14 protein-coding genes and 1 riboswitch are annotated in these 15,500 nt (G+C 38.3%); of the genes, 11 read left to right on the forward strand and 3 right to left on the reverse strand.

Annotated elements, in window-relative coordinates; genetic code table 11:
- Window positions 1–5: 5 nt before the first annotated feature.
- The 9 genes from HMPREF3116_RS02640 to HMPREF3116_RS02680 all read left to right on the forward strand — a co-directional run bounded on the left by HMPREF3116_RS02640 (window position 6) and on the right by HMPREF3116_RS02680 (window position 10,154).
- Entirely contained in the window at window positions 6–1,388 is a 1,383-nt protein-coding gene (locus tag HMPREF3116_RS02640; RefSeq protein ID WP_070467607.1) for a Sapep family Mn(2+)-dependent dipeptidase, read from the forward strand.
- Between the two features lie 21 nt (window positions 1,389–1,409).
- Window positions 1,410–2,084, forward strand: a complete 675-nt coding sequence (gene rpiA / locus HMPREF3116_RS02645) for a ribose-5-phosphate isomerase RpiA (protein WP_070467609.1) — start codon at window positions 1,410–1,412, stop codon at window positions 2,082–2,084.
- A 545-nt stretch (window positions 2,085–2,629) separates the two neighbouring features.
- Complete coding sequence (gene uxuA, locus HMPREF3116_RS02650) at window positions 2,630–3,706, forward strand: mannonate dehydratase (protein WP_070467611.1); 1,077 nt, start codon at window positions 2,630–2,632, stop codon at window positions 3,704–3,706.
- A 62-nt stretch (window positions 3,707–3,768) separates the two neighbouring features.
- The gene (locus HMPREF3116_RS02655; protein ID WP_070467613.1) at window positions 3,769–4,623 is read left to right on the forward strand and encodes an SDR family oxidoreductase; all 855 of its coding nucleotides are present in this window, start codon (window positions 3,769–3,771) and stop codon (window positions 4,621–4,623) included.
- Window positions 4,624–4,732: 109 nt separating this feature from the next.
- Window positions 4,733–5,584, forward strand: coding sequence for an HAD family hydrolase (locus tag HMPREF3116_RS02660; RefSeq protein ID WP_070467615.1), 852 nt, complete (start codon window positions 4,733–4,735; stop codon window positions 5,582–5,584).
- 43 nt (window positions 5,585–5,627) lie between these two features.
- Window positions 5,628–6,278 carry a bifunctional 2-keto-4-hydroxyglutarate aldolase/2-keto-3-deoxy-6-phosphogluconate aldolase gene (locus HMPREF3116_RS02665; protein WP_070467617.1) on the forward strand — a complete coding sequence of 217 codons (651 nt, stop codon included), beginning with the start codon at window positions 5,628–5,630 and terminating at the stop codon, window positions 6,276–6,278.
- A gap of 1 nt (window position 6,279) precedes the next feature.
- Window positions 6,280–7,311, forward strand: a complete 1,032-nt coding sequence (locus HMPREF3116_RS02670) for a sugar kinase (protein WP_070467618.1) — start codon at window positions 6,280–6,282, stop codon at window positions 7,309–7,311.
- A gap of 36 nt (window positions 7,312–7,347) precedes the next feature.
- Window positions 7,348–8,772, forward strand: coding sequence for a glucuronate isomerase (uxaC, locus tag HMPREF3116_RS02675; RefSeq protein ID WP_070467620.1), 1,425 nt, complete (start codon window positions 7,348–7,350; stop codon window positions 8,770–8,772).
- Window positions 8,773–8,999: 227 nt separating this feature from the next.
- Entirely contained in the window at window positions 9,000–10,154 is a 1,155-nt protein-coding gene (locus tag HMPREF3116_RS02680) for a hydroxymethylglutaryl-CoA synthase (RefSeq protein ID WP_070467622.1), read from the forward strand.
- Window positions 10,155–10,208: 54 nt separating this feature from the next.
- On the opposite strand, the gene HMPREF3116_RS02685 is transcribed toward HMPREF3116_RS02680, so the two are convergent.
- A complete protein-coding gene (locus HMPREF3116_RS02685) occupies window positions 10,209–11,522 on the reverse strand; it encodes a hydroxymethylglutaryl-CoA reductase, degradative (protein ID WP_070467624.1) in 1,314 nt (437 codons plus the stop codon).
- Between the two features lie 67 nt (window positions 11,523–11,589).
- Window positions 11,590–11,913, reverse strand: a complete 324-nt coding sequence (locus tag HMPREF3116_RS02690; RefSeq protein WP_070467625.1) for an iron-sulfur cluster biosynthesis family protein — start codon at window positions 11,911–11,913, stop codon at window positions 11,590–11,592.
- A 208-nt stretch (window positions 11,914–12,121) separates the two neighbouring features.
- Window positions 12,122–12,218, forward strand: a riboswitch (TPP riboswitch).
- A 146-nt stretch (window positions 12,219–12,364) separates the two neighbouring features.
- Between HMPREF3116_RS02690 and thiT the strand changes: the two genes are divergently transcribed.
- Window positions 12,365–12,928 (forward strand): energy-coupled thiamine transporter ThiT, encoded by a 564-nt coding sequence (gene thiT, locus HMPREF3116_RS02695; protein ID WP_070467627.1) that lies wholly within the window; start codon window positions 12,365–12,367, stop codon window positions 12,926–12,928.
- A gap of 174 nt (window positions 12,929–13,102) precedes the next feature.
- Here the strand turns inward: thiT and HMPREF3116_RS02700 are convergent, their stop codons facing one another.
- Window positions 13,103–13,738, reverse strand: coding sequence for a 50S ribosomal protein L25 (locus HMPREF3116_RS02700; protein WP_070467629.1), 636 nt, complete (start codon window positions 13,736–13,738; stop codon window positions 13,103–13,105).
- A gap of 266 nt (window positions 13,739–14,004) precedes the next feature.
- On the opposite strand from HMPREF3116_RS02700, the gene thrC reads away from it, so the two are divergent.
- Entirely contained in the window at window positions 14,005–15,489 is a 1,485-nt protein-coding gene (gene thrC / locus HMPREF3116_RS02705; RefSeq protein ID WP_070467631.1) for a threonine synthase, read from the forward strand.
- Window positions 15,490–15,500 lie beyond the last annotated feature (11 nt).

Below are 15,500 nucleotides of genomic sequence, written 5' to 3' on the forward strand. Positions count from 1 at the left end.
ATAATATGTTAGACAAAATTGATTTTGCAAAGTATTTACCACAAATGATTGAAGACATCCAAGGATTGGTACGCATTCCATCTATTCGTGATGACCAAGCGGCTACTTCAGAAGCCCCATATGGACCGGAAGTTCGTAAAGCCTTGGCATTCATGCATGGATTAGGGGAGCGCGACGGTATGAGAGTTGGTGATGTTTATCCTTATACGGTCCATATTGAACCTCAAAATAGCGGTTCCAAGCAACGTGTAGATATCGTGAGCCACATTGATGTGGTACCTGTTGGGGCCTCATCAAATTGGACGAAAGAACCATTTGGTGCCGAAATAATCGATGACCGTATGTATGGTCGTGGTACATCAGATATGAAACGTAATGCGATTTTAACCTACTATGCAGCGAAAATTTTACAGGATTATCAAGTTCCCTTGAAAAACAATATTCGTATCGTCATTGGCTCTGATGAAGAATCAGATATGACAGATATTCCACAATATGTAATCAAAGAAGGCGCACCTGACTTTGCGATTACCCCAGATGGCCAATTTCCATTACAAATAGGGGAAAAAGGGGCTACAACTTGGAACTATGCTGGTGAGTTAAACTTGAATACCATCATTAAAAGCATTGTTGGTGGTGCTGGTGCTAACGTAGTAGCATCTGAAGCAACTTTTATTATTGAAGGGACGACAAACCCAGGATTAGAAGCCTATGCCAAAGATAAGGGTTGGTCAATCGCTATTCAAGAGGATAATGGGGATACCAAAATGACAGTGTACGGTATTTCTGCCCATGCATCTACACCTGAAGTAGGGGATTCAGCGATTACCCGTGGTTTTGAAATCATCGCGAATAATTATCATGACGCTTTTGCAGATAAATGGACACGTTTATTCCGCCTATATGATGGATCTGGATTTGGCATTGCACGTGATCACCAAATTATGGGCCCTTTAACGATCAATCAAGGTGTCATTGAGAAAACAGAAGAAGGTCACATTAGTTTCACCATCGATGTGCGTTATCCAGCGAATATCACTGAACCAGAATTGACAGCAGCGTTCACTAAAGAATTTCCTGATATTCCATTTGTAAAATCATTTGATACACCTCCGATTCTTTCCGATGTTAATCTACCAGCCAATCAACTATTGCTAAATACTTTCCATCAACATTTCCCAGATCATCCTATTGAACCTATTATCTCTGGTGGGGTATCATATAGTAAAGTAATGCCAAATTGCGTATCATTTGGAATGAACTTCCAGCATGATGCACATGTAGCACATCAAGCGGATGAGTATATCGAAATGGATACATTAGAAGCGTTATTAAAACTATATACAGATGCTTTCATCCAACTTGGTCAAGCAGATCAATTAAGATAGGAAGATAAATAAAGGAGTCATATGGTGAACGAAAAAGAATTAGTTGGGGTAGCAGCGGCACAGTACGTTGAAGACGGCATGGTTGTTGGGTTAGGAACAGGCTCTACAGCTTATTATTTGATTACGGCATTAGGTAAACGAATGAAAGAAGAAGGCTTAAGGTTCACTGGTATACCAACATCTATTCAGTCTGCTGAATTAGCTGCTAGTTTAGATATTCCCATTGCTTCATTAAATGATGTGACCAAAATCGACTTAACAATAGATGGGACCGATGAATTTGATCCACAATTAAATGGCATTAAAGGTGGCGGTGGCGCGCACTTGATTGAGAAAATTATCGCAGTGAACAGTGAACGCGTCATTTGGATTTGTGACCATACAAAACAAGTAGATCAATTAGGCGCTTTTCCCTTACCAATAGAAGTGATTCCAGCAGCTAGTCAACACTTATTCTATGCATTTGAGGATAAAGGTTATGCACCAACATTTCGTTTATCCCCAGATGACAATAAATTTGTGACTGATTCAGGTAACTTTATTATTGATCTTCATTTAGAGAAAATTGTAGACGCAACCAAATTGGCGGCCGAGTTAACGCAAATGGTTGGTGTTGTTGAACATGGCTTATTCTTAGGCATAGCGGACAAAGTGTTAATGGCCAAAGATGGGCAAGTCGTAGAATTTAATAAGTAGTATTTGATAATAAAAGCGAGCTAAGGAAAAATGTCTTAGCTCGCTTTTTCTATATTTATTTAGTCGATTTTGCTTCAAACTCATCATATCATTGCAAATGTTGCTCCAAACTGCTATTTATAAAAAATGTCAATAAAACAAGAAAAAATTGTTTTTTGACATTTTAAAAGATAAATGTATTAGATCACTATGCCTTATCGTCATCAGAATTTAGAAAACTTTGTACAATAGTGAAAATGATTAAGACTAGATACCATAGGATTTTACGGTTTCTTTTCTTTTGTGCCTTACTCGTTGGCATGTGGCCACCCCCTATAAATAAATAACTTTTTTGATATGTTTTATTATACCATGAACAAGATAAAAAATTAAAGCAATAGCCTTTAGAATTGTATCCCCTTACATTTTTTGTTAAAAAATTGCATTAATTGCCATTTGCCCCTTGAAAAAGCGCTTCCCATTATGTAGAATGTAATTGAATGAGCGTAAGCGATTGCTCATAAATATATAATGCGAATTTATATCACGCGAAAAGGAGTATTATTATGGAAATGAGTTTTAGATGGTATGGACAGGATGATCCTGTTACATTACAACAAATCCGTGAAATCCCTGGTATGCAAGGTATCGTTACAGCAATTTACGATATTCCTGTAGGGGAAGTTTGGCCAATGGAGCGTATCGAACAACTTAAGAAAGATGTTGAAGATGCAGGTCTACATATTTCAGTAATCGAATCAGTACCAGTTCACGAGGATATCAAACAAGGTAAACCTAATCGTGACCAATTAATCGAAAACTACAAAACAACTTTAACGAACTTAGGTAAAGCAGGAATTCCTGTGGTTTGCTATAACTTTATGCCAGTATTTGACTGGACTCGTTCTGACTTAAACCATGACTTACCGGATGGTTCTAAATCGTTAGCATTCATTAATGAAGATGTTGAGCGTATGGATCCAGTTGAAGGTGAACTGTCATTACCAGGTTGGGATTCTTCTTACACCAAAGAAGAAATGAAAACTATTTTAGATTACTACCGTGATAACGTAGATGAAGCTAAACTTTGGGAAAACTTAGAATACTTCATTAAAGCAATCATGCCTACTGCTGAAGCTGCTGGCGTAAAAATGGCTATTCACCCAGATGACCCTCCATACTCAATCTTTGGTTTACCACGTATCATTACTGACCAAGAAGCAGTTACGCGTTTCTTAGACATCTATGATTCAGAATATAATGGTATTACTATGTGTGTTGGTTCTTACGCTTCTGATCCTAAGAATGATGTTTTAGCGATGACTAAATCAGCATTAGAACGTAACCGTATCAACTTCATGCATACGCGTAACGTTAAACGTGGAGACTGGGGCTTCCAAGAAACAGCTCACTTATCTGAAGCTGGTGACATCGACATGTACGAAGTAATCAAAATGTTAGTCGACCATGACTGGCAAGGTGCATTACGTCCAGACCACGGTCGTCGAATTTGGGGTGACCAAACAGTAACACCAGGTTACGGTTTATATGACCGTGCATTAGGTGCTACTTACTTCAACGGTTTATATGAAGCAGCAATGAAAGCTGCTGGTAAAACACCTAACTTTGGTACTACTAAATAATTAACCGTAGCAAAGACAATGAATTACTGGACTTCCAGTAGATAAGAAAGAGGTAATGAATAATGGCAAACCAATTTACTCATGACTTTACAGGTAAAACAGTCGTATTAACAGGTGCTGGTGGTGTATTAGTTTCTAAATTTGCAGAAGCTTTTGCTCAAGCAGGTGCTAACGTTGCTTTATTAGACTTAAACGCTGACGCAGCGCAAGCACGTGCTGACGAAATTAACGCTTTAGACATCCCTGGTAAAGCAATCGCTGTAGCATGTAACGTATTAGAAATCGATTCAATCAAAGCAGCTAAAGAGGCTGTAGATGCTGAATTCGGTGGTACTGACGTATTAGTAAACGGTGCTGGTGGTAACAACCCTCGCGCAACTACTGACAACGAATACCATGAATTAGACTTACCGGAAGAAACAAAAACTTTCTTCGACCTAGACCAATCAGGTGTTGAATTTGTATTTAACTTAAACTTCTTAGGTACTTTATTACCAACTCAAATTTTCGCTAAAGACATGATTGGACGTGAAGGTGCGAACATTATCAACATTTCTTCAATGAATGCATTCACACCATTAACAAAAATTCCTGCATACTCAGGTGCTAAGTCAGCAATCTCTAACTTCACTCAATGGTTAGCGGTTCACTTTGCGCATGTTGGGGTTCGTGCTAATGCAATCGCTCCAGGTTTCTTAGTATCTAACCAAAACATTGACATGATGTTTGAAGCAGACCACAAAACATTGAAACCACGTGGTGAGAAAATCATTAATGGTACACCAATGGGTCGCTTTGGTGAACCAGAAGAGTTATTAGGTGGTTTATTATTCTTAGCTGACGAAAAAGCCGCAAGCTTCGTAAACGGTGTTGTATTACCGATTGATGGTGGTTTCGCTGCTTACGCTGGTGTTTAATTCTTCAATAAAATTAAATCATACACATACAAAATAACTGGAGGGCTTTGGCAGGGGTATCATATCAATGCTCAAAGCCCTTTTTCTGTTAAACATAGGAGGAATATGAATGGCAGTTTTACCAAATGAATTTACAAAACAAAACCAATTCTTAGTTTGTGTTGACTCAGATGGTTGTGCAATGGATACCATGAACGTTAAACATTTTGAATTTTTCGGACCAATTGCTGCAGATGTTTTTGGGATCGAAAATAAAGAAGCCTTCCAAGAAGACTGGAATCGTGTAAACTTATTTTCATCTACTCGTGGTGTAAATCGTTTTACAGCTTTGGTCATGTGTTTAGATGACGCTGCTGCCGCTGGCGAATCCATCATGAATATTGATGCATTACGTGACTGGGCTAACTCAGCAACTTCATTATCAAATGCATCATTAAAAGAAGCTATCGAAGCAAATGAGGAACCTTCACTAGTGACAGCTTTAGACTGGTCTAACAAAGTAAATGAAGGTATTCATACCGAACTTACTGGACGCGATGAACCATTCCCTGGTGCTAAAGCAGGTTTAGAAAAATTGGCAGAAGCAGGAGACGTAGCCATCGTTTCTTCAGCTAACTCTGAAGCATTACAATCTGAATGGACTCGTCATGACTTGATGCCTTCAGTTGACGTTATCTACGGTCAAGAAGCTGGTTCAAAAGCAGATGCAATTGCTGACTTATTGAAACATGGTTATGCAAAAGATGAAATCTTAATGGTTGGAGACGCACCTGGTGACTTAAAAGCAGCGCAAACAAATGGCGTTCTTTACTACCCAATCTTATTTGGAAATGAAGAATTCTCGTGGGACCGTCTACGTAATGAAGCGTTAGCTAAATTCAACAACAAAGAATATGCTGGTGAATACCAAGATAAAGTGATTGGTGAATTCCAAGACTTATTAGCAAAATACGACGCATAATTTCATCAATTAAATCAATGTATGCAATTTAGGAGGAATAAAAATGGCAAATAAAGCAGAAACAGTTGTACAAATGCAAAAAAACTTCTTATTCGCAGTAGTACGTGGCGAATCTGAACAAGCAGGTTACGAAATCTCTAAAGCAGTTTACGAAGGTGGGGTTAAAAACATCGAAGTTACTTTCTCAACACCTGGAGCTGAGAAAGTAATGGCTCGTTTATCAGAAGAATTTGCGGGTACTGACATGGTTGTAGGTGCAGGTACTGTTTTAGATGCAATTACTGCACGTATCTCAATCTTAAATGGGGCACGTTTCATCGTTTCACCAACATGGGTGCCTGAAATTGCTGAAATCTGTAACTTATACACAGTGCCATACTTACCAGGTTGCGGTACTGTAAGTGAAATCCAACAAGCATTAACTGCAGGATGCGAAATCGTTAAAGTGTTCCCAGGTGGTGTATTAGGTTCTGGATTTATTAAAGATGTCCATGGTCCATTGCCACAAGTTGAAATGATGCCATCAGGTGGCGTTAACATCGACAACATGGAAACTTGGATTAACAATGGTGCATGGGCAGTTGGTGTTGGTTCAGCTTTAACTAAACGTTACAAAGCTGATGGGGCGGACTCTTGTCGTGAAGAAGCACAAAAATTTGCTGATAAATTAGCAGAAATCCAAGGCGGAAAATAATATGCGCAAAAAGGTTGTGACGCTTGGAGAAATCTTGATTCGCTTAACAACAAATGACAGCGAACGCTTTTCTCAAGCGCAAAAATTAGAAGTCACATATGGTGGGTCTGAAGCGAATATAGCATCTACTATAGCGCATTTAGGTATGTGGGCTAGTTTTATCACAGCTGTACCTGATAACGAATTAGGGAACAGCGCCATTGAATTTATGCGTAAAAATGGGGTACACACTGGCTACATGTTACGTCAGGGTGACCGTTTAGGTATATATTTTGCTGAAAAAGGGTACTCTATTAGACCGTCTAAGATTGTTTATGATAGAAAGAATTCCGCTTTTACAGAATCTAAGATCGATGATTATGATATGGATCTGATTTTTGAAGATGCAAACTGGTTCCATACTTCTGGTATCACGGCAGCCTTATCAAATAACTTATTTGATTTAACCAAGGCTACTATGCAAGAAGCTAAAAAACGTGGTTTAAAAGTCTCTCTAGACTTAAATTACCGTGCAAGTCTATGGGATTTTGAAGTTGCCCGTGAAAAAATGGCAGAATTATTACCGTATGCAGACATTTGCTTTGGTATTGAACCTTTATTCGTTCCGGATGAAGACGGCAATGACTATAAGGATACGAATAATATTAAGCGACCATATGATTTCGATAACATAGATGATACGCTTGAATATATTTGTAATTATTATGACCTAGAAGCGATTGCATTGACAAAACGTCGTGTGATTAACGCAAATCGTAATATCTTACAATCTTATATGTATGCGAATAAAACACTCTATGCTTCTAAAGTGTTTGATGTAGATATTGTTGACCGTATTGGTGGAGGCGATGCCTTCGCTGCTGGTTTAATATACGCGATTAATTCAGAAAACTATACGCCTAAGGAATGCGTTGAATTTGCCAATGCAACATTTGCACTGAAACATACCATTCCAGGGGATATGGGCATTGTGACGCTAAGCGATGTTCACCAATTAATGAATAGTGATGAAGGCTTCGATGTAAGTCGTTAGGCAACTATTTTTCAATCGAAAGGAGAACTTTACAAGATGGCTTTTATTAATGAAGACTTTATGTTACAAAGTGAAACTGCAAAACATTTGTATCATACTTATTCTGAAAACCAACCAATTTTTGACTACCACTGTCACCTATCACCACAACAAATCGCTGAAGACTATACATTCAAAAATATTACTGAATTATGGTTAGGTGGCGACCATTATAAATGGCGTGGACTACGGGCAATGGGGATTCCAGAAGAGAAAATTACTGGGAATGCTTCAGATGAAGAGAAGTTCCAAGCATGGGCTGAAACTGTTCCAAATACAGTAGGGAACCCTTTATTCCACTGGACTGCATTAGAGTTAAAACGTTACTTTGACGTTGACGAAATGTTATCTGCTGATAACTGGAAAGAGATTTATGATGCAGCTAATCAAAAATTAAAAGACGAAAACTTAACTGCTCGTCAATTAATTAAAAATTCTAATGTCACATTTATCTGTACAACGGATAACCCTTATGACACATTAGAATTCCACAAACAAATTGCGGAAGACGAAACATTTGATGTTACTGTTGTGCCAGGTTTCCGTCCTGATGAAGCTTTTGCAGTTGGCGAACAAAAATTCATTGACTTCTTACCAAAAATGGAAAAGGCAAACGGCATTAAAATTGATTCATTTGCTAAATTAGTGGCATCTCTAGAAGACCGTATTCAATACTTTGCTGACCACGGTTCAAACATTTCTGACCACGGTTTAGCGAAATTAGTATTCCGTCCAGCAACGAATGAAGATGCAGAAGCCGTTTTTACAAAAGCTGTGAACGGTGAAGCCATTTCAGAAGATGAATATGGTCAATTCCAAACCGCATTAGTACGTGAATTAGGTAAAATTTACAATGCTAAAGGTTTTGTGATGCAATTCCACTTTGGGGCAATCCGTAATAACTCTGAGCGCTTATTTAAACAATTAGGTCCAGACGCTGGTCTAGACTCAATCAACGACCAAACGCATGTTGCTGAAGCTTTAAACGGCTTATTAAACGAAATGGATAAAACAAACGAATTGCCTAAAGTTATTCTTTACCCATTAAACCCAGCATACTTTGACTTAGCAGCAACCACTGCAGCGAACTTCCAATCTAATGACAAAGGCATCAAGAGTCGCGTGCAATTAGGTTCAGGTTGGTGGTTCAACGATACGAAATACGGTATGTTGAAACAATTCAAAGCCCTAGCTGAAGGTGGCTTACTCATGAATTTTGTTGGTATGTTGACGGATTCTCGTTCATTCATCTCTTACACACGTCACGAATACTTCCGTCGTTTATTCTGCGACTACATCGGTGACTTGGTTGAACGTGGTGAAATTCCTAATGATGAAGCATTATTAGAAAAATTAATTACGAACGTTTCTTATAACAACGCAGTAGAATATTTTGACGCTGCTGACGTCGTGTCAAAATAAAACATTTTGACAAATAATGACCTGTAACTAAAGTATTCGCCAAATTGACCAGACAGTTTCCATCTAGGAGAGGCATGACAACTCTGTTGTGTCTCTCTTTTTTCATGAAAAAATGTTCAGAATTTCTTAAGAATGCTACAAATGCGGATAGAGAGAGGAAACTATGATAGAATGAACAGTGATAAATTACGTTATCCGTAAAAAATGATGTTGGGAGAGTAACAAATATGAATATTGGTATAGATAAACTACATTTCTTCACACCACATATCTATGTGGATATGGAAGACCTGGCTGAAGCTAGAGATGTCGAGCCAGCGAAGTTTACAATTGGTTTAGGTCAAACCCAGCAAGCGGTAGCCCCCTTAACCCAAGATCCAGTTTCAATGGCCGCTAACGCGGCTTGGCCAATATTAACAGCAGAAGATAAAGAGTCTATTGATTTTATTATAGTTGGATCAGAATCAGGTGTGGACCAATCAAAAGCAATGGCAGTTCATGTACACCAGCTTTTAGGGATTAACCCATTTGCCCGTGCGATTGAAATGAAAGAGGCATGTTATGCAGCAACTGTAGGTCTTCAAACTGCAGTATCCCATGTCGCTCGTCATCCTGAGTCAAAAGTGTTGGTGATTGCAACTGATATTGCTAGATATGGCTTGAATACTTCAGGAGAATCAACGCAAGGTGCAGGTGCAGTGGCGATGCTAATCAGTAAAGATCCTCGTGTGGCAGTCATCAATGATGATGCGGTTTCTTACACTGGTGATATTTACGACTTTTGGCGACCAAACTATTCCGCTTATGCACAAGTAGACGGGCAGTTTTCTAATGAGCAGTATCTTGCTTATCTTGAAACTGTTTGGACGGAGTATAAAAAGCGTAGCAACAAAACCTTAGATGATTTTAAAGCTTTGGCATTCCATTTACCATATTCAAAAATGGGGCTAAAAGGCTTGCGCCAATTATTGCCAGAAGTGGATGAAGCTAAACAAGCTAGTCTAATAGACCAATTTGAAGCAAGCCGTGTTTATAATAAACGCGTTGGGAATATCTACACGGGTTCCCTATATTTAAGCTTAATTTCCTTGTTAGACCAAAGTCAAAATCTTAAAGCCGGAGACGCCATTGGATTGTATTCTTATGGTTCAGGAGCAGTTGGTGAATTCTTCTCCATTACTTTAGTAGAAGGTTATAAAGATATGCTAGCAGTAGATAGCCACGAAGCAATGTTAGATAACCGGGTACAATTATCTGTTGCTGATTATGAATTGATTTTCCAAGAAGAACTGCCGACTGACGGTAGTCAATTAGTGCTAGCTGATGATGAAGAACGATTCCAATTGGCTGGTGTTGAAGATCATAAACGACTATATAAATAAAGAAAATCGTTACCTACAAGAAGTGTGCTTAACTTCAAGTGGGTAACGATTTTTTTATATATTTCGTAATTTTTCTAATAATGCACTAGCAGTCGCCAAGTTTTTATGGTTAGCTTTTTCTAAGGCAGATACTAATTGATTAATTTCTTGGTCACCCTGTGCACCGGCTTGGATGGCTAGAGATTTAGCCTGTAATTGCATATGACCAGCTTGGATCCCTTCAGAAACCAGGGCTTTGATTGCTGCAAAATTTTGGGCTAACCCAAGTGATACAGCAATTTCCATCAATGATTTAGCATCTGTTTGGCCAAGGATTGATTTCGTTACTTGAACCGTTGGATGGATACCGATAGACCCGCCTACAGCACCTAAAGCTAAAGGTAGGGTGAGTGTGCCAGTGAGCAATTCACGATCAGCATTGTATGACCACATAGCCAATCCACGATAGTGTCCGTCTCTGGTCGCATAGGCATGTATACCCGCCTCAACGGCCCGCCAGTCATTACCAGTAGCTAATACAAAAGCATCTAAACCATTCATAATACCTTTGTTGTGGGTTGTTGCCCGGTATACATCCACTTGTGCCAGTTGACTTGCTAAGGCTATTTTTCTAGCCACTTCAGTTCCTTGAACATCTCCCTTATTTAGTAGATGAGCCGGAATCTCACAAGTTGCCGTAGCGGTTGCCTCCAGCGCATAATTTGATAGAATAGCCATCAAACCTTCAAGGCCAGGAATAAAATCCACATGATTTAAGATATAGGTCTTTAAAGCCTCCAACATAGTATTCATCATATTTGCCCCCATGGCTTCTTTTGTATCGATTGTTAGGTATATAACGAAAAAAGAGGCATTATCGGCTGTTGTAGGGTAGTAGTGAGAGCGAATCGATTTTGCACCACCACCACGCTCAACAATAGAAGGGTAGGCATCGTTAGCGACAGCTAGTAGGTTATTAGAAACTTCAGCTACCCATTTTTCAAAATCTAAGGCTTGGCTTTCATGTTCTACACCCGTAAAAGCGATTTGTCCAGTCATCAGACGTTGGTTCACTTGCGCTTTAAAACCACCAGCTTGTTGGACGATTTTCCCACCATTTGATGCAGCCGCAATGACAGATGGCTCCTCAGTAACCATAGGAATTTGGACTTCTCGATTATTAATTAGGAAGTTGAGTCCTAGACCATAAGGAAGTCGGTAGGTAGAGAGGGCGTTTTCAATCATATTATCGGCAATTTCATTCGTTAACCCCTCACCATTCTTTAAAAATGCGCCTTGGTCCTCGGTAATTTGTTGCTGATTGACTAAAATATCGATACGTTCTTGCCGAGACTTTTTATAGTATGCTTGGAATTGGTTTTGAGACATATTTACTCCTTTTTTTAATAAAGAAACGGACCAGTAGTCCTAGCCCGTTTCGCTTGAGAATCATCTATTATGACGCTTTTTGTAGGTAAATGTCATCGTTCATCACATGACCATCAACAATTAACACAAAGGCTTGTCTGAAATCATCAAAATCAATGCGGTTGTCGTGGCCTAAAAATTTTAATGCATTCTCTCTCACGTGAACTTGGCCAATATGGGTCTCCAAGATATCATCATAAGCAGAAAAATCTGTCTCATTCGTCCGTAAAACCAAGTCGATTTCTTGTCCATCAGAAATATGTAAATACTGTGTATCATTTAAACAAATATGTTCAAATTGTGATAATGATTGTAATTGATTGATCGCTTTATCCGAAAAAAATAGCTTCAAATTTCATCCCCCCATAGACCTCTAAATAATAGAATGCATAAATAATTTCCTAAAAATATATCATATTGATGATATATATACAATAGTGTGGTTTTGATGAACCAGCGCTCAATCTCATTATACAATAAGTCTGAATGATTATGAAATGTTTGCGGTTACCACTTGCTAAAAATACAATATTAGCATATACTATAAGAAATGATATACTTGTATGCACTAGGGGAGCTTTTGCTGAGATGTTTAAAGACAGACCCTCATAACTTGATCCGGTTTATACTGGCGTAAGGAAGTGTTCAATAGCCATTTGTTGGTGAATGATTTAATGCGTTAAATCGTTGAATACATTGAGCGGTCGTGTTTGTCACAATTGTGATAGATGCGATTTTTTTATTTACTCTGATACCATTTCAAATCAGTTTTCACTGTGCCTACAAAAGAATGGAGAAGAAGAATGAGATCAGTTAAGTTGAATGAAAATATCGAGGCCGCTATTGCAGCTGTTATTGCTTTTATAGTATCGCTGATACCAATTGAAATTGGGCCAAGTTTTGGGGTCCAAATTTCATTAGCTATTATTTATATTCTAGCATTTAGAAGAGGGCTTCGTGCAGGTTTATTGTCAGGATTCTTGTTAGGCCTGATTAAATTTATTTCTGGATTTGCCAGTATTTTAACGCCAATACAAGGTATTATTGAATATATTTTTGCTTTTGTGTTAGCTGGATTAGCAGGTATTTTTGCCCTAAAAATTCAAGAAGCAGCAAAAAACAACCAAGAAAAAAATCTTTTACTATATGTTGGTTTAGCGACTTTTATAGCCATTTTTTGTGAATATTTTGTTCATTTTCTAGCTGGGGTAGCCTTTTGGGGGCAATTTGCACCAGAGGGCATGAGTCCTTGGGTATATTCAGGTGTGATGAATACGATGTCAGGACTCGCAACCTGGATCGCGTGCTATGTTATTTCTTACCTACTAATCAAAACAAATAAGAAAATTATCCTAGTTGACAAATAAATATAATAAAGTAAAACAGGCTGGTGACATATACAAGCACCAACCTGTTTTTTAATGGATTTGCTAGAAGATTTACTAAAGCCTTCTGGACAAAAAGAAAAGATGAATCAGACAAAAAAACCGGTGAGAAATCAACCACACCGGTTTTGGCTAGTATAAGACATTGAAAAAATCTTAGTTTTCAGTATCTTCTACAATTTTGCCTTCTTTTTCATCGATTACTTCTGGTTCAGCAACTTCAGCATCTGGATCTACTTCTTCTGGTTCTTCAACTGGCGCAGAAATCGCTACAATAACTTCTTCAGCATCAGTTACTAACTCAATATCGCTTGCAAGGTTTAACTCACCAGCAGTTACTGAATCACCGATAGCTAAACCTGTAACGTCAACTTCAACTGAATCTGGTGCAGTTGCTGGGTCAGCAATAACGTCAATTTCAAGTGTTGTAGTAGATGCTACACCTTCTTTATCTGCTAAAGCATCTTCGTTGACAACAACGATAGATAATGGCATTTCAAGTTTTTGACCTTTTTTGATTGCTTGTAAAGAAATGTTGTAGATAGTTGGTTTCAACGCAGATTGTGAAATTTCACGTACGTATACTGTACGAGTTTCGCCATCTAACTCTAAATCAAATACTGAGTTAAGACCTAATTCACGACGAATTTGTTCTACATCAGAAACTGACATTGAGATGTTAATCGGATCTAAGTCACTTGCGTATACAACGCCTGGAACTAAATTTTCTTTACGTAATTGTTTAGCTGCTGAAGTACCAGAGCCATCACGTTTTTGAGCTGTAAATTTCATTCAAATACCTCCTGAGTATATACGTTTGTATTGACGTTTCTTACAATTTAAAAAATTAGAAACACATTTTATATTAACATATATGAGTAATAAAATCTATTTCAACCTAAAAACACGCCATTATTTGGATGGATTTTCTAATAGCGTATGATGAGAAAAGGTAGCCTACACTGCCATAAATGGACCTTCTATGGTAAAATGAAGCAAATATAAAGAGTGACTGGTATGGATCAAAAGGGTAAAACGAGTCGCTTAGGAGGAATATGATGCAATTTAAAAGTACACGAAACCAGGAAAATATTGCCACTGCTTCACAAGCTATTGTTCAAGGTTTAGCAACTGATGGTGGGCTTTATGTCCCGACGGAATGGCCAAATATTGACATAAACTGGTCTGAACTAAAGGAAATGACTTATCAGGAATTAGCTTATTTTGTGATGTCTATCTTTTTTGATGATTTCTCAGAAGTTGATTTAAAAGCCTGTATTGATGCTGCGTATGACGAAAAGTTTGATACAGATGTTATCGCACCACTGGCTAAAGTGGGTGAAGATTATTATTTAGAATTATTCCACGGGCCAACAATTGCCTTTAAAGACTTGGCTTTACAAATCTTACCGCATTTAATGAAGAAGTCGGCTGAAATGAATAATAACGATAAAGAAATTGCGATATTGACAGCTACATCAGGAGATACTGGTAAGGCTGCTATGGCCGGTTTCGCAGATGTTCCTGGTACCAAAATCATTGTCTTCTATCCTCAAGGAGGCGTATCAACTATTCAAGAAAAACAAATGATTACTCAAAAAGGAGATAATACATTTGTTGTAGCGATTGAAGGGAACTTTGATGATGCCCAAACTGAAGTGAAACGTCTATTTAATGATGAAACTTTACGCGCTGATTTAGCAGCAAAAAATATCCAATTCTCTTCAGCAAACTCAATGAATATCGGGCGTTTGATTCCTCAAGTTGTTTATTATTTCTATGCCTATGCCCAATTAGTGAAATATGAAGAAATTGAAGCGGGTAGTCCCGTTAATTTTGTGGTACCAACAGGAAACTTTGGAGATATTCTAGCCGGTTACTATGCGAAAAAATTAGGTTTACCAGTGGGTAAATTGGTTTGTGCTTCAAATGATAACACTGTCTTATACGACTTCTTTAATACAGGTGTTTATGATAAAAACCGTGAATTTAAATTGACGATTTCGCCATCAATGGACATCTTAGTTTCAAGTAACTTCGAGCGAATGTTATTCCATGCGCTAGGTGATGATGTGGCACAATTATCTGCCTTAATGAATGACCTAGATGAAAAAGGGCGCTACGAATTTCCAGCTGATGTAAGCGAAAAATTTGCTGATTTCCTTGGTGAATTCGCTGATGAAGCAGAGACTAAAGCAGAAATTGACCGAGTTTACCAAGCATACGACTACTTAATGGACCCACATACCGGGGTAGCTTCAGCAAGTTTACAAAAATTGAAAGCGAAAGATACCTTAAGTGGCCCAAGTGTTGTTGTATCAACCGCTAGCCCATACAAATTCCCGCAAGCTGTTTTAACAGCCATTGGACAAGATGTAGAAAATGCTTCTGATGATGAATTAGTGGCCAACATTAAAACTGCAGGTAATCGCGATTATCCAAAGGCTATCAAGGAAATTCAAACAGCAGAAGTACGTCACAACCGTGTATCTACAGTTGCAGATATGAAAGCGACTGTCGTAGGCATTTTAACGGGAGAGTAGTTCAATAAGAA

Source organism: Aerococcus sp. HMSC10H05 (genome assembly GCF_001806975.1).
In the GTDB taxonomy this organism is placed as follows: domain Bacteria; phylum Bacillota; class Bacilli; order Lactobacillales; family Aerococcaceae; genus Aerococcus; species Aerococcus viridans_B.